This is a genomic window from Spirosoma horti (assembly GCF_054776595.1).
In genome coordinates, this window is record NZ_BAAHBQ010000010.1 from 166,884 (window position 1) to 190,059 (window position 23,176).

The window sequence follows — 23,176 nt, forward strand, 5'->3', positions numbered from 1 at the left end:
CTGCTTAATTGCGGGGCGCGTAATAGATGATGCACACCCCGACGAGCGCGATTAATGCGCCAATAATATCGTATTTGTCTGGCCTAAATCCATCCACCTTCCAAGCCCAAATCAGGGCCATCACAATGAAAAATCCGCCATAAGTGGCATATACCCGGCCAAAAACGGCGGGCTGAAAGGTGGCCACGATGCCATAGCCCGCCAGAATGATACCGCCAGCAATGCCATACCAGAGCGGTTTGCCTTCCTTCATCCATTGCCAGACCAAGTAGCCCCCCCGATCTCGCACAAGCCAGCCAGAATAAATACTAAAATGGACTTTAAAACAGGTAGAAGCATGCTCGTAAACGCTAGGACGTTCGGTCAAAGATAATGGGCCGTTACCAGAGGATCATTCCTTTGTGCAAATATCCCTCATGGGGGCCGCACCGCACCAGGCAGTAAGTCTGGCCATGCTTTAGAATCGTGACTTTCCCACTGGTGACGATATGCACTAGCTTGGAGCGGTGATCCTGCCGACGAAAGAGCAACGCATACGGTAGAACGGCGGCTTGCTGACCTTCGTCCGGTTTTGCCCCATCGGCGGCTATTGGGTGCGGGTCGCCCTGCCGGTTATCGATCAGGCTTTCTTTTATCGACTCCTCGAACTGCATCAGGCGTAGTAAAACGGCATGATACACCTCTGCGCGGCCATAATCGGGAGAGTCGTTTTCGAGCCGTTGCAAATAGCCGTGTAAATCGCCTTGGAGCTGCGAATAGGCCGAGCCATCAACCACCGACAAATGATTGAGTTTCTTACCTAGCGCGGCTAATTGGTGCTGAATTACCCGCCCGTTGCTCTGGTAGGGTGTTTCTCTGACGCTGCTATATCGCCATGCGCCCTCCCGTGTGTAGTCGATCAGGTAATTATTACTCGACTGAGCAAGGCCGGGAGCTGCCACAAAATACAGCATCCCGGCAATGGCGAACCAACATAGAATCTTTTTCATACGCTGGGAGATTTAGGAGCGGTCGGGTAGGTCGATCAACGGGCGATGCGCAAGGCTTCCGCGTAGGCATCCGGCAACTCGCTTTGCTCAACGGCCTGGGCCGCTTTTTCTACATCGTAGGCAACGCGCACGAACTCCACGGCCACCCCTTCGCGTGAACCTGGCTGCGCTGTTTCGTCTATCGTCAACAGCACATAACCGGCTCTCGGATCACCATCCTTTGGTTTCCCCACGGAACCAATATTGATGGCCTGACGCCAATAGGTTTCCTGGCCTTCTGCTTCGGCACTCACCACTTTGTGAAAGGGTTTGTGCGTGTGGCCAAAGCACATCACGTCGGCTCCTGCTCCCTCGATCACGCGGCCCAAACTGCGGTCGCCCCGATCCTCAAACAGATATTCATTCACGCGCCGGGGGCTACCATGCACCAGCAGCAGCGTGAACGGGGTTTGTTGTTGCCAAAGATGTTCGGGGTCATTGCCTAGCTCGAATTCTACCCGAATATGGGTTGGGAGTGTGCGCAGGTAGTTCCGTTCATCATTACCTACCTGAGCATTAGTATAGGCAATCGACACTTTGCCATTGGCCTTTTCCTGTTCCTCTTTGTAGGCGCATCCACAATCGTCGGAACTGCGACCGATGCCATAATCATAATTCCCGGCAATCGTCGGTATACCACGCTGGCGAATGGTGCGGATCACTTCGTTCGGCCAGATGTTGTAACCGACTAGATCACCCAAACAATACACCGCGTCAGGCTGGCGGCTGTCAATGTCGGCCAATACTGCATCAAGCGCGGGCAGATTGGCGTGAATGTCTGAAAACAGGGCAATTTTCATGCGTGTTTTTGAAATGCTTTTGTGTAGTGGGGAGCAAACTTCTTCTCTTGTTTGAGCGCAAAATTGACCATCAGAATCAGCACCGGCACTTCGATCAGCGGGCCAACCACGGCGGCAAAGGCCGCGCCGGAATTGATCCCGAAAACGGCGATGGCCACCGCAATGCCCAGCTCGAAATTATTGCCCGCTGCGGTGAAAGCCAGCGACGTAGATTTGCCGTAATCAGCCCCGGCCCGCTTCGACAGGTAGAAGGCCGAAAAAAACATGATGGCAAAATAGATCGTCAGCGGAATGGCGATACGCACCACATCAAACGGAATCGACACGATCAACTGCCCTTTGAGACTGAACATGACGACGATGGTAAACAGCAGCGCAATGAGGGTTATTGGGCTGATAGCGGGCAAGAATCGTTCCTCGTACCACTGGTTGCTGAACAGCCTGGTCAAGATGATCCGCGAGAACAACCCGGCCAGAAATGGTACCCCCAGATAGATGAAAACGCTCTTGGCTACTTCGCCAATCGTGATGTTGACCGTGTAGCCTTTCAGACCGAATAAGGGCGGTAGCACGGTAATAAACACGTAGGCGTAGACCGAATAGAACAGTACCTGAAAAATGCTGTTGAAAGCTACTAGGCCAGCGGCATAGAGTCGGTCGCCTTTGGCCAAGTCATTCCAGACGATCACCATGGCAATGCAGCGGGCAATGCCGATCATGATTAGGCCGGTCATGTATTCGGGTTTATCAAGTAGAAAGACGACCGCCAAACCGAACATTAACAGCGGGCCGATGATCCAGTTTTGCAGCAGTGACAGACCGAGGATTTTGGTATTGGCAAACACCTTCGGCAGCTCGTCATAACGCACCTTCGCCAAAGGCGGATACATCATCAGCACCAGGCCAACGGCGAGCGGTACATTGGTCGAGCCCGAATTGAATTGATTGATGAAGCCCTGCGACTGCGGGAAGAAATACCCGATGCCCACGCCAATCAGCATGGCGAGAAAGATCCATAGGGTCAAAAAGCGGTCGAGAAACGAAAGACGGGGGGCACTCATGTAGGTTCGTGGGTTAGCGCGCGTTTCATGACAATGGCCGATGACGGGCATAAGTCGCTGAATTGCTGCGTCTGTTGGATGGCCGCAGGCACTTCCTGACGGTTGACCGGTTGAAAGCCCTGTCGCTCGAAATAGCGGTCGGCCGTGTTGGTGATGAGATACACTTCTTGCAGGCTGGATGCCTGGGCGGCTTCCAGCAATCGGCCGACCAGTTGAGCAGCAATTTGCTTGCCCTGGTAGTGGGGATCAACGGCCACCGAACGCAGCAGACCCACCGGGCCGAAGCGCTCCAGACCGGCCACCCCAACGGGGGTTTCCTCGTATTTCGCAATGACAAAATCAGGAAGGCCGGTTGGTAGATCCTCGGTTAAAAGCTGTCCTTGAACCAGCAGGGCAATGACGGCCTCCCTATCGGCCGGTTGGGCGGGTTCGATGTGTATGGCCATAGTTTATTGCGGTACGGCCTCGCCCAAACGGCTGGCGATGAGTTCCTGACTGTATGTTTTGATAAGGTCGCGCACCCGGCGGAAGGAGGTCAATGGATCTTCGCCGGGGGTGTGGCCAGGATCGGGGAAGCTATGATGGATCATTTCGCCCGCCGTGGGGAAATACGGGCATTGTTCGCGGGCATTGTCGCAAACCGTGATGACATAATCGAAGGGAATATGCACGTATTCGTCGGCATGATTCGAGGTGTGATGTGAAATGTCGATGCCGTCTTCGGCCATCACCTGAATGGCTAGCGGATTGACGCCGTGGGGCGCAACACCTGCACTATAGACTTGGGCACGGTCGCCCGCAAAATGCTGCAAATAGCCCTCGGCCATCTGCGAACGGGCGGAATTGCCCGTGCAAAGTACTAGGATTTTTTTCATGGCTGATTGATTGAATTTAGTTGCAGCAACCGGGAGGGCAGCAAGCCGTTGTGACCACTTCTTCGGGCTTTTGAGCAAACACCGTGACGCTATAAATACCTTTGTCCTGCTGGCGATAATCGGCGATTTCTTCGTCCGACAGGTAGTTTTTCATCACCTCATCCGGCAGGACGATTTCACGCTCTTTCTGCACGGTGATATTGGTAAAACCGCTATCCTCAACGAGCTGCAAATACTCGCTCTTCTGGATGGCCCCAGAGACGCAACCCACATAAAGCTCGGCGTCCTGTTGCAAGCCTGCGGGCAGTTCACCTTTTAGTACAATATCGGAGATACTAAAATGTCCACCTGGCTTCAAAATACGGAAGGTTTCAGCAACGGCTTTCACCTTATCGGGGACCAAATTCATCACGCAGTTACTCACCACTACGTCGGCCAGATTGTTCGGCAACGGCATGTCCTCGATGTCTCCATAGACGAATTCAACGTTAGTAAAACCAAGTGTCTTGGTATTCTTGCGGGCACGGTCGATCATGGCGGGGGTCATGTCCAGGCCGATCACGCGGCCAGTTTCGCCGGTTTCAGCACGAGCCACAAAGCAATCATTGCCTGCACCTGATCCAAGGTCCACTACTGTATCGCCGGGTTTGATCTGGGCAAACTGAGTAGGCAGGCCGCAACCCAATCCCAAATCAGCTTCAGCAACGTAGCCTTTCAGCTCGTCATAGCCCACGGTCATATCAATGGGTACATTCGCGACCGTTTCAGGCCCGCAACAGGAAGTAGGGCCGCAGCAGCTACTTGTTTCTGGTTGTTCGGCAATCGCGCCGTATTTCTGGCGTACGACTTCTTTGATTTGCTCGGCAGTTTCCATATGTTTACCTATTGGTATAATGTAATATTACGATTGATTCAGGCAAAAAAACACCTGCCGCACAGGCGGCTCGGTGATTGACTAGCAGCAGGTCACTGGTACGAACGTGTCAAACAAGGCTCCGAATACGCCTTGAGCTTCCTCCCATACGGGGGGATTGATGCAGTAGCATACACGGGGCGGGTTGATTTCGCCTTGAATGATACCAATGCGTTTCAGTTCTTTTAGGTGTTGTGAAACGGTCGCCTGGGCCAAATCCAGCTCGTCCACCAGATCACCGCAGACGCACGCTTTTCTGGCCACCAGCAATTGTAGGATAGCTACCCGTGCCGGATGAGCAAAGGCCTTTGCCAGATCCGCAATGCGGTTTTGTTCCTCGGTGAATATTTCGGTTTTGGTCAGTCCCATGTCTCAAAGGTAACAGCTTTTTTATTCATTGCAATATTGCGATAGGCAAAATTTACAAGCTGGTTAAATGACTATCTTTACTTTGGAAAAAACGTAAACCGTTTCCGTAGCAATCTGCTTGCACCGCTCGTCATATTTAGCGGTTTCTTGGGGTGTGCCATCAAAAGCTTTCGGATCGTCATAAGGCGTCGCTACCCGCAGGGCTGCGCCTTTCACAATGGGACATGCCTTATCGGCTTGTGAGCAAGTCATGATCGCCAGGAAATTGCTCTGGGGATTGCTGGCATCATCGTATTTCTTGGAGAACGCTTTAATGGGTTCTGCGCCCGATGCGTAAGTAACAGCATACATTGGGTTAGGTCCTTCTGATGCTTTGCTAACATCAAATCCCGCTCGTTTGCAGGCAGCTACTGCCCGTTCATTGAAGGCACTGACTTCCGTTCCACCGGAAAAGGTTTTTACGCCTGGAACGCCATAATAAGCAGCGGCTGTAGCTGCCCATAGTTGGCCGAAATGGCTGCGTCGGGAATTATGAGTACAGATGTACGTTAGTTGGACAGGCTCTTTAGCGTTTACTTTGAGTTGAATAAAGTCCGCAATTTTGTCTAATTCAGTCTTGCGATCTCTGGAGATTTTCGAAAAATCCTGCTTAATACCGTTGATATAGCTCGTTAGAGAGCCATTCAATACCACTTTTTTGTCGGGATGATTGCCCAAGAAGATAGCGGTTGTGAGCAATAGATAAATTGGAAATAGGCTAAAAAGCTTCATAGCACGGTATTATATATTACTACTTTCAGACACAAAGTCTTTTTCTATCGTAAAGTTACGATTAATTTGCTATTCGTGTGGCATTTATGAGTAATCGTTCGTCCGACTATATATCTTATGGCATAATCAGTCATCTAAGTGTCTCCTTAAACGCCCATTTTAAGCAGCAGCCGTTATTTTACTTCTTGCCAAGCTAAGTAACGGTAAACCGTCGCTCGGCTTAGGTGAAATAACTGACCAATCTCTAAAATCGTATGAGTTTTAAGAGAATACATAGACTTAACAGCCCGTGCTTTCGCTTGGGCTTCGGGCGTAAGTCCTTTGGGTCGTCCGCCGATGCGTCCCCTGGCTCGAGCCGCAGCTAAACCTGCTTTGGTTCGTTCCCGGATCAGATCCCGTTCAAACTCGGCCAGTGAGGCAAATAGGTTAAACACCAAGCGACCTTGGGCAGTGGTGGTATCAATAGCATCATTCAGACTGCGGAAACCAATTCCTTGGGTCTGAAAGTCGTTGACTAGCGTGAAGAGTTCTTTTAATGACCTGCCCAGCCGGTCAAGCTTCCAGACAATAACTGTATCATCTTCTCGCAGAATTTCCAGTAGCTTCCGTAATTGGGGCCGTTCTTTAGCCGAGGAAACTTTCTCCTGGAAGATCTTTTGACAACCTGCTTTTTTCAGGTCATCCAATTGCAAGTTCAAGTTTTGATCTTGTGTTGAGACACGGGCGTAGCCAAATAGCATAAAAGTATTCGAACAGCAGCGGCCAACCGTCGGTCAACCTGCCACAATAGTAGGCACTGATGTAGATCGTTTTTGAGGAGATGCGATTAGTGATTAGTTGGTTGCATCTTTTCAAATAACGGTCTGCTATCGCCACATTGAAGAAGCAGATTTATACAAAATTCCTCAGCTCCTTGTGAGGTGCTTTTGTGAGACAGTTCTATTTTGTGATGGCTGTTCGATTTGTACCGACTAACTCAAGGTCCGCTACCCCACTTAAAGCATTATGTAAGGGTATCGACTAAAGGATACTGGTCTACCAGCTCAAGCTATGGCTCTTTTTCAGCTACGTCCCGTGAAGGAAGATAATAGCGCGTATGTCGTAACTTTCCTTGCTTCTTTAAAGCGCCGAGGTCAACCATCTCGGCTAGATCTCGGGTAGCTGTAGCTCTTGAGGTTTTGGTAATACGAATATAGTTTTCAGCACTTAAGCCTCCTTTGAAGCCAGATAGTCCTTCTTGGTATAAACGTAACGCTACTTTAATTTGACGATCATTTAACTGGGCACTGTAGGTTTCAAAGTATCGAGCCTTGTCGACAATAAAGGTTATCATTTCCTGAACATAGACTTGTGCTTCTAGAATCTTTTTGGAAAAATAGATCAGCCATTCCGTGATGTCCAAAGAGGTGTTTGCCCGCTCTAAAGCCTGGTAATAGGCTTTTTTGTCTCGCTCGATCGTACTGGATAAGGAGGTAATCAAAGTTTGTCTGGCTCCGATGGCCAGTGCTTTTTCGGCAATGATACGGCCTATGCGCCCATTTCCATCCTCAAAGGGATGGATCAATTCAAAATATAAATGGGCTATCCCCGCATGAATAACCGTTGGTAATTGCGCTTCAGTTGCCCGATTAAACCAATTAATGTATTGATTCATCTCCACTTCTACACGATCGGATGGAGGAGCTTCATAGAATACCTTAGGCATGTCTAAACGACCTGATACGATTTGCATGGGATCGGCATGGGTCCTGTATCCGCCAATCGTTTCTAGATCAATTCGGCCATTCATGATCATTTTGTGCCACAAAAAAAGACGTTCCTGGGCAAGTGGCTCCTGATAGGTTTTGACTACATCAACCATCATCTGAGCAACACCTGTTTCTTTCGGCCCTGCTCTTCTCCCATCCGTTTGTAGGCCTAACTGTTTGCGAATCGATGACTGAACGGAGTCACGGTCTAAGATCTCTCCTTCAATTTTTGAGGTGTCAAGTGCTTCATTACTGAGTAAAGTAACCCGTAATTCATTGACTTCATCGGCAGAAACAGCAGCTAATGATCCGATGATCACCCCTGCATTCCGGTGAAATTCTCTCTCAAAGTGAGCAAACTTTGTTAAATCAAATGTGAACTGTGGCCATTTCGGTAGCTGCCAAATCCATTTCATGAGTTATAGATTCTTTTCTATAGCTCAATATTAGTGAATATATGAGCTATAGAAAAGAATCTATAACTCATATATTTATTTTTCAACTTTCAGTATGCTACAAGCTCACTAAGTATTACGAACGTAGTTTCAATTACCCAGAATTCTGAGTAGTTATTTACTTCGCTCTAAAAGGACTCTTCAACATAAGATATAGTAAGCCGTCTCACGAATGAGCGTTTTTTGAGAATAAATTAATACGTTCGTCATTATTATTTTTTAAGTGCCATCAAGTGGAAATTGTATTAAACTAACAAACCCATTGGATCAATGCGCCTAACAACGGATCATCGAGTTGACGGTTACCGAGTACCTGGCCATAAACAACAGCCATTTACCGGTTGAGCCATTGCTTGAACTCGGCCACTTTGTTTTTACTGATTAAAATAGCCTCCGGAGGTTGGGGACTAATGGCGATTTTCAATTGATGCTTACCATACAGAAAAATCTTCTCGATGGCTCGAATGGAAATAAGGAACTGCCGGTTGGCCCGAAAAAATTGATTGGCATCGAGTTCCTTCTGAAGTTCATCCAAACTCGTGCTACTAGTGTACACCTTGGCATCCTGGCAGTAAATATAGGTTAGGGACTGTTCGGTATGAAAGTAAGCGATTTGATCGGTACCAATCACCACTAGCTCGTCTTTCCAGTAGGTAAGAATCCGGCGTCGGCTACCCGCTTCTTCCGCCGGTATGGCCTGCCCCTCGACCACTGATTCTTCCGGCTCATTTTGAACTTTCGACTGATAACTGACCAGGCTGGCATTCAGGGCCGTCAAGCTGTTGACTTCATCGGTTAGCTGGTTGTTCTCCCGTTCCAACTGCTGCTGGTATCGATTGCCAAGCCACCGCACGGCCAAAAATGATAACAAAATCATTAAGGTACCGGCCAGTCCCTGGCCTAACAAAAACTGGGTATGTAACTCATTAAGCTGTCGATGGATGGCTTGCAGGTTCGCATGGGAGGCTAACATCCAGCTCGTGTTGGCGATCGGTTGCACATAAATGATCTCCGATCCACGCCCACTGGTGCTAAACGTTCGCAAGCCTCCGGCGGCTTTTCCGTCGTTGAGCAAGTCATAAAACGATTGGCTTTCCCGGCCTGTAATCGGTCGAACCACTGAATTGTCTTTGTCGATCTGCTGGCCGATTCGACTCGGATCGGGGTGACAGATCTCTTTACCCACCGTGTCATACATGCACACAAAGCCGGTTTGGGTATCCGTATTTTCGATGCTTTTCTGCAAACTAGCGGCCACCTGCTCTTTCTTAATACCACTACTTAGCTGTCCTTCCAGCAACCGCTGAATTTCCCGAATTTCCCGTTTGCCGCCTTCCAGTTGCGCTTCGAGCAACTGGTTGGTTACCCTGGAAAACAAGTAATTTAGGGTCAACAGACTAATCAACAGGACAATCAGCGAGAGCGCCAGCACGGTGTACAGATATACCTTTTCTTTTTTCATTTCATAGAATTTTCCAACCACGTCCAACGAAATAACGGCTTTAGCGAGACTTTTCGGCGCGTTTTATTCGGCTTCACCCCCCATTTTTCCCCTTTGGCGTCCATTTCTCGGTAGGGGTTATCTTCGGGCTACCATCTTTGTCAGACAAGCTACGAAGCTTATTCAAACAGTAATAAACGGATGCGTATGAAAACTGCCTGCTTACTTTTTGTTCTCCTCCTCATCAATCCGTGGGCCCACGCCCAGCACCACCATCATACCCAGCCTGCACCCGTTGCTAAAAACGTTTATCTGGCCCTGATGGATACGATGATGGTTCGGATGGACCAAGCACCCGTGGGCAATTCGCCAGCGGCCACTTTTCTGCACCAAATGCTGGCTCATCATCAGGGTGCCATCGCCATGGCAAGCTATGAAATCGCCAACGGTCACGACCGGGAGATGATTCAATTAGCCAAGAGTATCCTGATTGATCAACAAAGCGAGATCGGACAAATGCAGCTCTGGCTCAAACAGGTCAGGGCCGACACCGCCCTGGCACCCGCTGCCTTTGGGGCCGCCATGAAGCAAACGATGAATGGAATGATGAATGACCTGCCGGCCGATCAAGCGCTGGCTGATATTGACCGAGCGTTTGCGGCTGTCATGAAGCCCCACCATCAGGCGGCTCTTGCCATGGCAAAAGTCGTTTTGCAATTCAGCGATGAGCGGGTTATTCAAGCCTACGCCCGAGGGCTCATGGCCAGTCAGCAAATCGAAATTGACCAGATGACCGATTACTTAAACTAAGATGATGAATCAGAAACAACTTTTTTTGTGTCTGCTGTTGATCAACAGCGTCACTTCCCTCGCCCAATCCCGGTACGCCCACGACCGGGTGTATACGGCCAATCAGGTATCCAATACCGTGTCGGTCATCGATCCCTCCACCAATCGGCTATTGGGCGAAATTGATCTGGGTAAACCCTACCCGAATGTTCTCTCCCCCCTCTATAGAGGACAGGCACTGGTGCATGGCCTGCGCTACCTGCCGACCAAAAAACTGCTGGCGGTGGTATCAATCGGCTCCAATGCCCTTACCTTTATTTCGACCCAGACCAATGAGGTCCTTAAAACGGTCTATGTGGGACGCTCGCCTCACGAGCCGACCTTCACGCCTGACGGCAAACAAGTCTGGGTATCGGTGCGGGGGGAAGCCTATATCAGTGTCATCGATGTGGCCAGCATGAAGGAAATCCGGCAGGTACCCGTAGCGGATGGCCCCGGCATGGTATCGTTTTCGCCTGATGGCCGACTCGCCTACGTGTGCTCGAGCTTTACGCCCGAACTGGACATCATTCGGACCGACACGTATCAGGTAATCCAGAAAATTCCAGTGGTCAGCCCTTTTTCCCCCAACATCTTTACCAGTCCTCAGGGGGAATGGGTGGCGTTTACCCACAAAGATGTGGGCAAGGTGACGGTACTCAATGCCAAAACGCAGCGCATCGCCAAGGTTATCAATACGGGTGCCATCACCAACCACGTAACCTTTACCTACTTAGGGAAAAAACTACGGATGCTGGCTACGGTAGGGGGCGAGAACAAAGTTCGGGTATTTGACCCGGCTCGGGATTTCAGCCAAACGGACACCATCAACGTCGGTGCACTTCCGCACGGTTTATGGGCATCTCCTGATGGCAAACGGTTATATGTTGGCCTGGAGTATGCCGACCAGGTGCAGGGGATTGATTTGGAAACTGGGCAACCGCTGCCACCAGTCAAGATTGGGCAAAGTCCACAGGCTCTGGTGTACGCCGAAAATGCCGTTACCGATGCGGGCAATCAGGCCAACCTTAAGTCCCTATATGATTCAACCGCTACCCGAATCATCTTCCTTAAACCAACGGACCAGAGCAAGCAAGGGCAAGGCAGGCTGGCTATACGCCCCATTGGCTTAGCCGACTTAGTCGAGCAGATTTTTACGAACCTACAGCCTAACCGCTCATACACGCTGGCGTTAAGTCATTCAACAAAGGCTCCCTACGCGGTTGATTATGAGGTGAACCAGTTCCATACCGACGAGAAGGGGCGATACATGGGCCAGTCGACCGGTTTAGTGCATTCGGTTCGGGACCTGGATGCCGCTGCTTACCAGCATATTATCCTGATGGATAATCAATCGAAAGAGGTCATCTTACTGGATAAACCCTGATCAGTTAGCCCGTAAGATCAAGCCGCTGCCGGAAATGGGCATGAATGAGCGCGCTACTGTACAGATTCGTATCAAGGACTATCGTTAAGCGTCCCGCTGCTGACGAACGACGTGAATTTCGTCGAGAATATCCTGTTCAGAAAAGGTGTTTGTATCCGGTAGGGTGGCCGACAGAAACTGCCACCGCTCAGCCCAGGTCGACGGCTTAGGCAAAATAGCGATCGCCCCTGTCAACCAGGCTTGCCATTCGTTCGCGTACTTTCTGGTTTCGTATGTCAATGGCCAGCCGTCCAACCAGCATCCCGGGGAGAGGCTGGTCGATACCTGGATACTCGTTATCCATCAGTACCATAACGAGAAGTAATTGGGTATCAACAGGAGCAATTGGCCAAGCAGCAAGTAGTACTCTACCTTCGTCCTATTAAAACTGATCGCCTGATGAATCCCATAACGACCACACCTAAACATGACTTGCCGGGTTGGCAGCAACGGAAACAACACGGACTAGATTACCGCTTCAGGGCGCGTCAACTTATCTTTATGGGAGCCGTGATACTTTGCTTAACCCCGTTACTGTCACCGCCCCTGGCCCTGCTGTTAGGGCTTCTTATCGCCCAGTTTATTGGCCATCCCTACCTACAGTTAAACCATAAAGCTACCCACTGGCTCTTGCAGGCATCTGTCGTAGGACTGGGCTTCGGCATGAACATCCACAGCGCACTAGAAGCGGGTGGAGAAGGCATTTTATTCACAATTGTTTCTATAGCGGGTACGTTGACCGTTGGCCTATTACTGGGTAAATGGCTCAAGATTGACCGAGTAACCGCGCATCTGATTGCCGCTGGTACGGCAATCTGTGGGGGGAGCGCCATTGCCGCCCTCTCGCCAGTAGTTCGGGCCGAAGAAAAGCCCTTATCGGTTGCGCTTGGCACCATTTTTATCCTCAACTCGGTAGCGCTGCTGGTATTTCCCCTGATCGGGCAGTGGTTACACTTAAGTCCTGATCAATTTGGGCTATGGTGTGCGCTGGCCATCCATGATACCAGCTCAGTCGTTGGGGCTGCGGCTAAATTCGGACCCCAAGCCCTACAAATGGCGACGACCGTCAAGCTGGCCCGCGCCCTATGGATTATTCCGGTGGCCCTGGGAACGGCGGTGCTGTTTAAGACGGGGAAAGGTACGATCACAATTCCCTATTTTATTGGCCTGTTTATCCTAGCTATGATCGTACATACGTACGAACCCGCCATTCAGCCCATCGCGGCTGTACTAGTGAAACTGGCGCACCGGGGATTGACCCTGACCTTGTTCCTGATCGGCGCGGGTTTGTCAAGCGAGGTGATCCGGTCAGTCGGCTGGCAGCCGATGGTGCAGGGCATGGTGTTGTGGATTCTCATCTCATCGGCATCACTCTGGGCCATTTTAACCCTTTATTGATGTCCTTATATAACGAAGTGTAACGTACTAATTAGTGGGTACCGTCTATGAAAAACAAACCATCGCCTTTGGGTCTATTCAACCGCCGGGGCTTTTTGAAAGCGGGTTCACTAGCCACCCTGACAGGCTTGCTGGGCACCAATATCGTCTTTGCCGACCGATTGCCGAAACATTACCTGCCGCTGGCCTTCGCGGGTATCGATGACCCTGCCAACCCGATGAGGACCAAGAATAAAAATTTGGTGGTGTTAAACGATAAACCCTGGAACGTAGAAACTCCAGCCTATCTGTTGGATGACGCCGTCACGCCCGCCGATAAGATGTTTATCCGCAACAATGGCCAGATACCCGCCAGCATCGACTTGGCTAACTGGAAATTGACCATCAATGGGGAATCGGTCAAAGCGCCGAAAAGCTACACCCTGGCCGAGCTGAAAAACAACTTCAAACCCTATACCTATCAACTGGTCATTGAGTGCGGAGGAAACGGCCGGGCAGGCTATTCTCCCAAAACAGCGGGTAACCAGTGGACCGAAGGGGGCGTGAGTTGCGCGGAATGGACCGGGGTCCGCCTGAAAGATATTCTGGCTGACGTGGGCATCACCGACACGGCCGTTTATATTGGCTATTATGGACAGGATCTGCACCTGAGTGGCGATCCTAACCAGCCCGTTATCTCGCGGGGCGTGCCCATCAAAAAAGCGCTCGAAGACGAAACGCTGGTAGCCTGGGCCATGAACGGGCAGGACATTCCGCTGGTGCACGGCTACCCCCTACGACTGGTCATTGGCGGCTGGCCCGCATCGGTATCGGGCAAATGGTTGCACACGATTGCCATCCGCAACAAAGTGCATGACGGAGCCAAGATGACGGGCAAGAGCTACCGAGTACCTATACATCCCGTTGTAGCGGGTGTCGATCCGCCCGATAGCGACTTTAAAATTATTGAGTCGATGCCCGTCAAGTCGGTGATTACTTTTCCCAAAACAGGCCTGGAGTTGCCTATGGGCCAGCAGCTAACGCTGCGTGGGCACGCCTGGGCGGGTGATCGCGGGGTGAAGGAGTTACACGTATCGACCGACTTCGGGGCTACCTGGCAGAAAGCCGACCTGAAAGCGCCGAAGAACCGACTCGCCTGGCAGCACTGGACAGCGGAGGTAAGCTTACCAATTCAGGGATACTATGAAGTGTGGGCCAGAGCGACCGACGACGCGGGCGTTTCGCAACCGATGGTCATGCCCCAGTGGAATCCTGAAGGCTACATCAACAATGCCTGCCACCGGATAGCCATCAAGATGGTATAGGGTAAGCGAGTAATAATCGACTGGAAGCGACTGACACGAAGGAATTTATTTATGACGAATAAACAAATAAAATCAAAATACATAGGTCTGCTGGCCAGCGTATGCTTGTGGCTATTATGCGCCTGGGTTGCGCAGCAGCCCGCTCCGGCCAAAAAAGTGCTGGCTAAAGCAAAGGCCTCAACCACTGGGCATCGTCCGGCCGTAAAAAAGAAGTTTGCCTCCCAGCCCATGGCGACCGTTCCAGCAGCTACAACCGTTCTGAATGCGCAGGGCGTTGGGGTAGATACGGAGTCGGGACTGGCGCTGGACGAGACCATGCCGATTGTTAAAGGCCAGTGCACGGTCTGCCATTCCAGCAAGCTGATTTTGCAAAGTCATTTCGGGCGCGAGAAGTGGATTGAGCGGATTCGCTGGATGCAACGCACTCAAAAGCTGTGGGATTTAGGCGACACGGAAAAGCCCATCCTAGCCTACCTGACCAAATACTATGGTCCGCTGGATACGCCCTTCGATGGCCGTCGGTTGCCGCTACCCGCCCAGACCTGGTATAAACTATAGGAATAAGACGGGTAGGAGACGAGGTTAAAAAAGGCAGTAACGAAACCGAACCTAATTTTTCACAACCGTAGCAAACGATAAACAGGTGAGTGTCTTTTCCTGATTTTATACGGAGGGTTTTGTTAACTATTTAGTTTATGAAAATTTAAAACTTACGTGATTGCCAGTCAACATTTACCCTAGTTCAACAAAGGCACCTTACGGCCTTTTACGGTACGGATTCTAACTAATAAAAATTGATAGCCAACTAATTGTAAGAATAGTTAGTCGTCGGCATGTATAAAAAGAGTATGAACGGCCAGTCAGCCTTCCCAATGCACACACCTATAAGTAAGTAAAACGGAGTGTTCCTAAAACCTACTAAACTGAGGATACCATTCTCAAGTTTACATCTTGATGCGCGTCAACGATGAAGTAATCCTGTTTTTTACGGTTCTCAAATGGCTGTTTATTGCCAGCCTGATTGGGTGCCTGGTTGGGGTGGTGGCTTCGGGATTTATTTTATTTATTCACTACATCATTGAGCAGAGTAATCAGTACCAACATGTTTTTTACCTGCTACCGCTCAGTTTTTTTCTAGCCAATTTACTAAGCCAATTTGTCCTCAAAAAACATTTAGGTACCGATGCATTAATCGCGGCTATTAATAAAAACTATGGTAAGCTGGAAGGCAGTTTCATTCCCACCAAAATCATTAACGTCGTGCTCATTCTGGCTGCGGGCGGCTCCGCCGGTAAAGAAAGCCCATGTGCCCAGATTGGAGCGGGCATCGGCAGTGTGTGCGCTAATTTGTTCCGGGTAAATGACATCGATCGCCGGAAAATGGTCCTTTGCGGATTCTGCGCGGGCTTTGCCGTCGTCTTCGGCGCACCCATCGCAGGGGCGCTATTTGGCATTGAAGTGCTGGCGGTCGGGGTTATTTTTTACGATGTGTTGTTACCCGCTTTTGTAGCTTCCCTCACAGCATACCAGGTCTCGTCGGCTCTCGGAGTTACCTTTTTTTATTATCCGCTAAAGTTTATTCCGGCCTTCGGGCAGGGATTTTTCATTCAGCTCCTGGCGGGGGGTATTTTTTTTGGTCTCTGTGCCTACTTGCTGATTCGGGCAATTCAGCAAAGTGCGCTTTTTACCAATGCGCTTCCCCTATGGCGACCCTGGAAAGGCCTGCTGGGAGGATTCTTATTAGTCGGCCTGACCCTTTTGTTTTCCAGGGACTATCTCGGGTTAGGGCTCAACTTAATGGAGGGATGCATCAAAGGGCTACCCGTTCATTGGTATGCATTTCTGCTGAAAGCCCTCTTTACACTCATCACCCTGAGTATTAGTCGAAGTGGTAGCGTAATTACGCCAATTCTCTTTATTGGTGCGACGGCGGGTAGTTTTTTCGCCGATCGGGTAGGAGCGGACCAATCGACCTTTGCCGCCATTGGTTTTGTAAGCCTATTAGCGGGCACAACCAATACCCCCATTGCGTCGAGTATCCTGGCTATTGAATTGTTTGGGGCTACGGTTGCCCCCTATGCCGCAGTTGCCTGCGTCATCAGTTTTCTGATGTCTGGTCACCAAAGTTTATATACGTCTCAGCGCTTAAGTATCCGAAAATCGAACGCCTTGCCCTCCGAGTTAGGAAAAGAAATCAGCGACCTGAGCAGCTTTAGAAAGGAAATAGACATTCACATTCCTGACTGGCTCGCTAAATGGTGGCCAGCTGGTCGTAAATGATAAACTATAGCAAGTGATCCCGGCCAGAGGCCTATTGGGTAGTTTGCATCCTGGACAAATCGGCTGTTTAAGTTGAACGGCTATCGCTGTCATGTCAATCGAATACCATGTTCAATAGTTTTGCCCTGACTAAATTATAAGATGGGTTAGCACACGGGTCCTGGTTATAGAATCGCCTTTAACCAGATTATGCTTGTACACATTCCTTAGGAGATAGCCAGAGTGTGTTAGTTAAGTACAGAAAAGCGGTTAAAAAGAGTGTCCATAGTATGAAAGGAAAAAGGCGGTCTTTTCGAGGATAATCAGCCAAGTAGTCAGTTTAAACGTTAGTTCCTTACGTTGTCGGGATGAAGGGCCAGTTAATCAAACTATGAAAGTATTAGTCGTTGAAGACGAAGTTAGTTTAGCGTCGTTTATCAAAAAGGGGCTGGAAGCCGAATCGTTTAGTACCGACCTCGCCTATGACGGCTACGTTGGCAAACAGCTCTTCCAGAAAAACGAGTATGATGTCGTCATTTTGGACGTGAATCTACCGTCAATGAATGGGTTTGATCTTTGCCAGTTCATCAAACGAGAAAATGAACGAACTCCAGTCCTAATGCTCACCGCGCTGGACACCCTGGAAGATAAAATCCGGGGATTCGACGCGGGGGCGGATGATTATCTACCCAAACCCTTTGCCTTCAAGGAATTGCTGCTCCGACTTCGGGCCATCACCAAACGTCACATGCTTCGTCATTCAACGGTGTTGCGACTAGCTGACCTGACCCTGAACATGGATACCAAAGTTGTTATTCGGGCTGAAAAGCGTATCGAGTTAACCTCCAAAGAGTTTGCGCTACTGGAATATATGCTCCTGCATAAAGGCAAAGTCATTTCCCGCGCCGAACTGGCCGAACGGGTCTGGGAAACAGATTTTGATTCCAATACCAATGTCATTGATGTGTATGTCAATTACTTACGTAAGAAAATAGACAAAGAGTTCCCGGCTAAACTCGTGCATACGGTGATCGGCATGGGGTACTCCTTACACGAATAACAAGCCATGCCCAGCAACGTTGCTCTATGCTGATCCGTCACAAATTAACGCTCCTGTTCACGTGTATCGTGCTGGCCATCCAGATCGCCTTCACCAGCTTTGTTTACACGTTTTATTCGGTGTACCGACAACAAGGGTTCGCGGTTCGGTTGCAGGGAAAGGCCCGCCTGTTTGGTCGGGTTATGATTTCCCGTCATTCGCAGCAGGGTGTCCTGGACCGGGCACTCAATGCGACGGATCTGCAAACCCTCACCGAAGAGCATATCAGCATTTTTGACCAACAGGGCAACTTGGTCTTTACGAACCAACTGCCCGCTTTTGTGCAACGGGAGGCCCGGCTCATTCCCGGGCTTAGCCACAAAGCGCCACTTACCTTTACGATGAATCGGAATGAAGGGGTTGGCATTAAATACCGGGACCGGGGGCTTTCATATGCCATCTTTGTCACGGGCTACGACCGGCTGGGGCATTCCAAACAGCAGAATTTGTTTATGATCCTGCTGGTGGCCAACGTAGGCGGCCTTTTGCTAATTATGGTCGGAGGCTGGTATTTTGCGGGTCGATTCTTACGCCCCTTAGCCAGTATGGTAACCATGGTTAGGGATGTACAGCACGTATCGGATAACCATTTACAGCTCCGGTTAAACGAAGGGAATCAAACGGATGAAATTGCCCAGCTGGCCATCACCTTCAATCAGCTGTTGACCCAGCTTCAGGCTACCTTCGAGAGCCAGCGTCAGTTCGTTTCCCACGCCTCCCACGAGCTGCGTACCCCCTTGACGACAGTCTTGGGAACACTGGAAACCTCCCACCAGTATGATACCGATCCGGCTGACTTTCGAATCAGCATGGAAGTAGCCATGCGGGAATTAACCAAGCTGGTTGGGCTAACGAATAGTTTACTGAATTTAGCCAAAACGGGCGACGGCTCCTTGGCCATGAGGCCTGTTCGATTGGAAGAATGCGTGATGGCAGCGGTTAGTCAGGTCAAACGAAAACGATCCGGCTGTACCATTCAATTTCAATTTGGCCAGATGCCCGAAGATGATTTTTTTATGGTCATGGGTAACGAAATTCTGCTCACAACGGCCTTACAGAATGTCATCGATAATGCCTGCAAATATTCGCAGCAGGCGGTTCAGGTGAATTTGTTTACCAAACCTGATGATGGACTACACCAGATTACGATCACTGACCAGGGCATCGGAATACAACCCAACGATCTTCCCCATGTATTCGAACCCTTGTACCGGGGTCAAAATGCGGGGAAGGCTGAGGGTTTCGGGGTAGGGCTGGCCATCACCCAGCAAGTCATTCATCGGCACCGGGGTACCATTAGCCTGACCTCCAGCTCGACTACCGGCACGACGGTTCGGGTACAATTGCCCGCTCTGGATATCAAAACGCTTACAACGGCTTAGCGTGACGGTAGCGTAGTGCCGGTTCATGTCGATCCGCCCCCCATTCTAATGAATTCTAATCTCGGTCTAAGACAGCTCTAATCCCCCAAGATCATCTTTGTCCCAAGGATTAAACATCCATTGGGTTATGAAGCGGACTGTCTCGTTAAATTTCTTAGCCATAATCCTGGCCATTGGGCTTGTGGCGTCTCTGGGGGTAAATGTCTATCAATTATACCGGCATAGCGCCCTCGGCTTATCCTATGCGGAAGAAGCCGAGACCGACGCCAGCCAGTTACTTCAGCAATTATCGACGTGTAGCCAGGAAAATACCCGCAAGGATAGTGTCATTGCCGTTCTCCAGCACCGTAAGCCGTTAACCAACTTTTCAACGTCCTCCGCTCAGGCGGGCCCCTGACCAAGCGGCTTAAGCTGGTTTATCTTCCTTCACCTCTATAGCTTACCCTGGTCCTTACTTGTATGATATTCCCACTAGTTAGTCGATATGTTACCGGTCTGCTGCTACTAAGTACGGGTTTACTCGTGGCCCAACCCGTGCCCGTAGACTCAATCCTGACGCTTTCCAAAGCACTTGATCTGGCCGTACAGAATTACCCGTCCATTAAAAACAAGCTGGCCGAAAACGAAGCGACCCAAGCGGATCTGGCGGCCCGGAAAGCTAGTTTTTTGCCCACGGCCTCTTTTCAGGCCCAAGCCTTGTATGCTACTTCCAACAACGTTCGGGGCGCTACGTTCCCCAATGAAGGATCGACCAATTCCGTCTCTAGCGGGGTAAAAGTCAATGGTCCCACGGCAGATGCCGTCTGGGGCAGTCTGAGTTCGTTGAACGTTAACTGGAAGGCCATCACCTTTGGTCGTAACAAAGCCGAACTAGCCTTATCTAAATCAGTCATTCAACGGGCGAATGCTGATTATCAGCAGGAACTATTCGTCCATCAGGTACGGGTGGCCGATGCTTACCTGATGGCGCTGATCATCGATCAGACAGTTAAGGTTCAAGCGGCTAATCTTGCCCGGATCGAGGCTTTTCGGACCGTCATGCAGGCCAACACCCGTTCAGGTCGACGGCCGGGTGTCGATAGTGTACTGGCTGACGCCGAACAGGCCAAAGCCCGGCTGCTGCTAATTGAGAGTCGCCGGCTCGCTCAGCAGCAACGGGTACAACTCGGCGAGTTTATGGGGCTACCCGGTTCGGCATTCCGGCTCGATACCAGTACCTTTCAGGTAGCCCTCCCCCCCAACTTTCAGTATTCAGCGGAAAAGCTGGCTGCTCATCCCGTGTTGGCCTTCTACCGACGGCAGATTGAGGTGAGTCAGGCCCAGGTAGAAGCCATCCGAAAATCCTTTTTACCCGCCATCGCCTTGAATGGCTCGTTCTGGGCCCGGGGGTCGGGCATTAGTGACAACACGACGCCCGAAGGCAATTTCATCTACAACTCGTCGCTGGGCGCGGGCTTACCCTTCCGGATCGCCAATTATTTTGTAGGCGTGAGTACGCTCTGGCGCTTTAGCGATGTGTTTCGGATTCGGCAGGAAACCAAAGCTCAAGTCCTGCGCACGCAGTCCGATCAATACCAGTACGATCAGGAAGTGCTTCGCATCAAGGCCGAGCAGCAAACGGCAGACCTCCAGATCCAGAATGCCTACGAAGCGGCTCAGCAAGCCCCTGTCCAATTGGGCGCTGCGCGGGCAGCTTACCAACAGGCACAGGCCCGCTACACGGCTGGCCTGTCGAACGTGTACGAGTTTACCCAGGCCTTTACGCTACTGAATCGGTCCGAGATTGACCAGTTCGTCACCACCAACAATGTCTGGCGGGCGCTGCTGCTTAAGTCGGCAGCCGAAGGCGACTTAACGAATTTCATCAAACTGACCACGAAATAACTCCGCTTAAGATGAATCAACTCATCGCTTCCGCGCTAACCCGCCCCGTCACCATTGTGGTGTTGGTACTGGGTCTGCTGGTTTTCTCGGTCATGGCCGTCTTAAACATCCCAGTGGACATCTTTCCCAAACTGAATGCCCCCACCATTTACATCGCCCAGTCCTACGGCGGCATGATGCCTTCCCAGATGGAAGGGTTTATTGCCACCCGGTACCAGAACCAGATGCTTTACGTATCGGGGGTAAAAGATGTAGATGTCAAGAATGTGCAGGGGCTGACATTGGTCAAATGTTCATTTTACGAAAATACGAATATGGCCCAGGCGGCCGGTGAAGTGGCCAACCAGGTAAGCCGGGTATTATCCTACCTGCCACCCGGCTCTCAGCCACCGGTCGTCGTGCGCTTCGATGCGTCAACGTTGCCGGTGGGGCAACTCGTATTCAATTCCAAGACCCGCTCCCTGTCGGAGATTCAGGATCTGGCCTCGACTAAGATCAGACCCCTGCTGGCCAAGATTCCGGGTGCCTCCTCCCCACCGCCTTTTGGTGGAAACGAGCGAACGGTAGTGATTAAAGTTGATCCGGCTAAGATGCAATCCTATGCCCTAACACCCGATCAGATCGTGCAGACGGTGGTCAAGGCAAACCAAATTTCGCCCGCTGGCGTGGTGCGTATGAAAGACTATGCCTATATGACTCCATCCAACTCGGTCATCAATACGGTGAGTGAGTTTGCCCAAATTCCGCTGAAAATGGGTACGGGTCCAACGGTGTTATTGGGTGACGTGGCCACGGTCAATGACGCGGCTGACCAAACGGTGGGCTACGCGCTGGTCAACGGGAAACGGGCCGTTTATATCCCGGTGACTAAAACGGGGGATGCCTCTACCATGGCGGTTGTGACAGCCCTAAAAGCCAAACTGGCCGAGATGCAAAGTTTATTGCCCGACGATGTACAGCTGAGCTACGAGTTCGATCAGTCGGTCTACGTGTCCAATGCCGTGAGTGGGCTTATGAGTGAAGGCATTATCGGAGCCGTCCTGACGGGACTCACGGTGCTTTTATTCTTGCGGGATTGGCGCAGTTCATTGATTGTGGTCTTAACGATTCCAGTGGCGATTTTGGCCTCAGTCATGCTCTTGAATGCCGCCGGGCAGACCATTAACATTATGACCCTGTCGGGCCTCGCGCTGGCCATTGGGATTCTGGTCGATGAGGCAACAGTAACCATTGAAAATATTCACCAGCACCTGGAGATGGGTAAACCCAAGGCCCGGGCGATTTACGATGCCTGCCTGGAAATTGCCTTCCCCGAGTTTTTGATTCTGATCTGTATTCTGGCCGTATTTGCCCCTTCCTTTCTGATGTCGGGTGTGCCCAAAGCCATGTTTCTACCCCTATCGCTGTCCATTGGATTTGCGATGATCGTGGCCTTTTTCTTAGCCCTGACGCTCGTACCGGTCTTAGCCAACTGGTGGATGAAATCGCATCACAAAGGAGATCATGAGGAGGCAGTACAGGCCTTAAATCCGCAGGAACTGGATCAGGTGGAAAGCCATGCCCATTATGAAAAGACGACCCCAAACGAGCTGAAAGGATTTGATAAATTTAAAGCGCGGTACGTCGCGCTGGTTGAAACGTTGCTCCGGTACCGGACACTGGTCATTGGTGGCTATGTGCTCGTTACATTTGGCCTGGCGGGTCTGTTGTTTATGAGCATCGGCCAGGATATGTTGCCCAAAAGCAATGCCAAACAGTTCCAGGTGCGGGTCATTGCGCCCCAGGGGATGCGCATTGAGCGGACCGAAGAACGAGTCCAGCGGGTGCTGGGTATTATCGAGCAACTGGTGGGTAAAGAAAACGTAGAAATTTCCTCGGCTTTTGTGGGTATGACGCCGTCTAGCTACGGGACGAGTAACCTATACGTGTTTAACGCGGGTCCCCACGAAGCGACGGTGCAGGTAGCGTTGAGCGAAAAATACACGGGCAATATGGACGCCCTGCGGGATAAGCTGCGGGACGCCGTACGAAAACAGCTGCCGGGTGTGGGCATCTCTTACGAACCCATTGAGTTGACCGATAAAATTATGAGTCAGGGCGCATCCACCCCGATTGAAGTGCAGGTGGGGGGCAAA

At 50.7% G+C, this 23,176-nt stretch carries 25 protein-coding genes; 11 read left to right on the forward strand and 14 right to left on the reverse strand.

Features of this window, described 5'->3' with window-relative positions; genetic code table 11:
- Positions 1-4: 4 nt before the first annotated feature.
- The 12 genes from ACYVAM_RS27775 to ACYVAM_RS27830 form a co-directional block, all read right to left on the reverse strand.
- Positions 5-367, reverse strand: a complete 363-nt coding sequence (locus tag ACYVAM_RS27775) for a YnfA family protein (RefSeq protein WP_461073213.1) — start codon at positions 365-367, stop codon at positions 5-7.
- A 13-nt stretch (positions 368-380) separates the two neighbouring features.
- Positions 381-989 (reverse strand): hypothetical protein, encoded by a 609-nt coding sequence (locus ACYVAM_RS27780; protein WP_461073215.1) that lies wholly within the window; start codon positions 987-989, stop codon positions 381-383.
- Between the two features lie 35 nt (positions 990-1,024).
- Entirely contained in the window at positions 1,025-1,828 is an 804-nt protein-coding gene (locus ACYVAM_RS27785; RefSeq protein WP_461073217.1) for a metallophosphoesterase family protein, read from the reverse strand.
- Positions 1,825-2,889, reverse strand: a complete 1,065-nt coding sequence (arsB, locus tag ACYVAM_RS27790) for an ACR3 family arsenite efflux transporter (protein WP_461073219.1) — start codon at positions 2,887-2,889, stop codon at positions 1,825-1,827. The genes ACYVAM_RS27785 and arsB overlap by 4 nt, the downstream gene beginning before the upstream one ends.
- Positions 2,886-3,335, reverse strand: coding sequence for an arsenic resistance N-acetyltransferase ArsN2 (gene arsN2, locus ACYVAM_RS27795; protein WP_461073221.1), 450 nt, complete (start codon positions 3,333-3,335; stop codon positions 2,886-2,888). The genes arsB and arsN2 overlap by 4 nt, the downstream gene beginning before the upstream one ends.
- 3 nt (positions 3,336-3,338) lie before the next feature.
- Positions 3,339-3,764: an arsenate reductase ArsC gene (locus tag ACYVAM_RS27800; protein ID WP_461073223.1), complete on the reverse strand. Its 426-nt coding sequence runs from the start codon at positions 3,762-3,764 to the stop codon at positions 3,339-3,341.
- A 16-nt stretch (positions 3,765-3,780) separates the two neighbouring features.
- The gene (locus ACYVAM_RS27805; RefSeq protein WP_461073225.1) at positions 3,781-4,638 is read right to left on the reverse strand and encodes an arsenite methyltransferase; all 858 of its coding nucleotides are present in this window, start codon (positions 4,636-4,638) and stop codon (positions 3,781-3,783) included.
- Between the two features lie 81 nt (positions 4,639-4,719).
- Entirely contained in the window at positions 4,720-5,046 is a 327-nt protein-coding gene (locus ACYVAM_RS27810) for an ArsR/SmtB family transcription factor (protein WP_461073227.1), read from the reverse strand.
- A 63-nt stretch (positions 5,047-5,109) separates the two neighbouring features.
- Complete coding sequence (locus tag ACYVAM_RS27815) at positions 5,110-5,817, reverse strand: low molecular weight phosphatase family protein (protein WP_461073229.1); 708 nt, start codon at positions 5,815-5,817, stop codon at positions 5,110-5,112.
- A 173-nt stretch (positions 5,818-5,990) separates the two neighbouring features.
- Positions 5,991-6,557, reverse strand: a complete 567-nt coding sequence (locus ACYVAM_RS27820; protein WP_461073231.1) for a recombinase family protein — start codon at positions 6,555-6,557, stop codon at positions 5,991-5,993.
- 308 nt (positions 6,558-6,865) lie between these two features.
- Positions 6,866-7,981 carry a Fic family protein gene (locus ACYVAM_RS27825; protein WP_461073233.1) on the reverse strand — a complete coding sequence of 372 codons (1,116 nt, stop codon included), beginning with the start codon at positions 7,979-7,981 and terminating at the stop codon, positions 6,866-6,868.
- A gap of 373 nt (positions 7,982-8,354) precedes the next feature.
- Positions 8,355-9,482: a LytTR family transcriptional regulator DNA-binding domain-containing protein gene (locus tag ACYVAM_RS27830; protein ID WP_461073235.1), complete on the reverse strand. Its 1,128-nt coding sequence runs from the start codon at positions 9,480-9,482 to the stop codon at positions 8,355-8,357.
- 186 nt (positions 9,483-9,668) lie between these two features.
- On the opposite strand from ACYVAM_RS27830, the gene ACYVAM_RS27835 reads away from it, so the two are divergent.
- Both ACYVAM_RS27835 and ACYVAM_RS27840 read left to right on the forward strand, forming a co-directional pair.
- Entirely contained in the window at positions 9,669-10,271 is a 603-nt protein-coding gene (locus ACYVAM_RS27835; protein WP_461073237.1) for a DUF305 domain-containing protein, read from the forward strand.
- Between the two features lies 1 nt (position 10,272).
- Positions 10,273-11,676: a YncE family protein gene (locus tag ACYVAM_RS27840; RefSeq protein WP_461073239.1), complete on the forward strand. Its 1,404-nt coding sequence runs from the start codon at positions 10,273-10,275 to the stop codon at positions 11,674-11,676.
- A gap of 84 nt (positions 11,677-11,760) precedes the next feature.
- Here the strand turns inward: ACYVAM_RS27840 and ACYVAM_RS27845 are convergent, their stop codons facing one another.
- Together ACYVAM_RS27845 and ACYVAM_RS27850 are read right to left on the reverse strand one after the other, a co-directional pair.
- On the reverse strand, positions 11,761-11,889 hold the full coding sequence (locus ACYVAM_RS27845) for a hypothetical protein (protein WP_461073241.1): 129 nt from the start codon (positions 11,887-11,889) through the stop codon (positions 11,761-11,763).
- Entirely contained in the window at positions 11,882-12,028 is a 147-nt protein-coding gene (locus ACYVAM_RS27850) for a hypothetical protein (RefSeq protein ID WP_461073243.1), read from the reverse strand. The genes ACYVAM_RS27845 and ACYVAM_RS27850 overlap by 8 nt, the downstream gene beginning before the upstream one ends.
- Before the next feature lie 86 nt (positions 12,029-12,114).
- Between ACYVAM_RS27850 and ACYVAM_RS27855 the strand changes: the two genes are divergently transcribed.
- The 9 genes from ACYVAM_RS27855 to ACYVAM_RS27895 all read left to right on the forward strand — a co-directional run.
- Positions 12,115-13,113: a YeiH family protein gene (locus ACYVAM_RS27855; protein ID WP_461073245.1), complete on the forward strand. Its 999-nt coding sequence runs from the start codon at positions 12,115-12,117 to the stop codon at positions 13,111-13,113.
- A 47-nt stretch (positions 13,114-13,160) separates the two neighbouring features.
- Positions 13,161-14,417 carry a sulfite oxidase gene (locus ACYVAM_RS27860; RefSeq protein WP_461073247.1) on the forward strand — a complete coding sequence of 419 codons (1,257 nt, stop codon included), beginning with the start codon at positions 13,161-13,163 and terminating at the stop codon, positions 14,415-14,417.
- Positions 14,418-14,468: 51 nt separating this feature from the next.
- Positions 14,469-14,975 carry a hypothetical protein gene (locus ACYVAM_RS27865; RefSeq protein WP_461073249.1) on the forward strand — a complete coding sequence of 169 codons (507 nt, stop codon included), beginning with the start codon at positions 14,469-14,471 and terminating at the stop codon, positions 14,973-14,975.
- A 396-nt stretch (positions 14,976-15,371) separates the two neighbouring features.
- The gene (locus ACYVAM_RS27870; protein ID WP_461073251.1) at positions 15,372-16,697 is read left to right on the forward strand and encodes a chloride channel protein; all 1,326 of its coding nucleotides are present in this window, start codon (positions 15,372-15,374) and stop codon (positions 16,695-16,697) included.
- A 370-nt stretch (positions 16,698-17,067) separates the two neighbouring features.
- A complete protein-coding gene (locus ACYVAM_RS27875; RefSeq protein ID WP_461073253.1) occupies positions 17,068-17,736 on the forward strand; it encodes a response regulator in 669 nt (222 codons plus the stop codon).
- A 26-nt stretch (positions 17,737-17,762) separates the two neighbouring features.
- On the forward strand, positions 17,763-19,157 hold the full coding sequence (locus ACYVAM_RS27880) for a sensor histidine kinase (RefSeq protein ID WP_461073255.1): 1,395 nt from the start codon (positions 17,763-17,765) through the stop codon (positions 19,155-19,157).
- Positions 19,158-19,284: 127 nt separating this feature from the next.
- On the forward strand, positions 19,285-19,554 hold the full coding sequence (locus ACYVAM_RS27885; protein ID WP_461073257.1) for a hypothetical protein: 270 nt from the start codon (positions 19,285-19,287) through the stop codon (positions 19,552-19,554).
- 62 nt (positions 19,555-19,616) lie between these two features.
- Positions 19,617-21,041, forward strand: a complete 1,425-nt coding sequence (locus tag ACYVAM_RS27890; RefSeq protein ID WP_461073259.1) for a TolC family protein — start codon at positions 19,617-19,619, stop codon at positions 21,039-21,041.
- 11 nt (positions 21,042-21,052) lie between these two features.
- Positions 21,053-23,176: efflux RND transporter permease subunit (locus ACYVAM_RS27895; protein ID WP_461073261.1), on the forward strand; the 2,124-nt coding region annotated here is incomplete at its 3' end.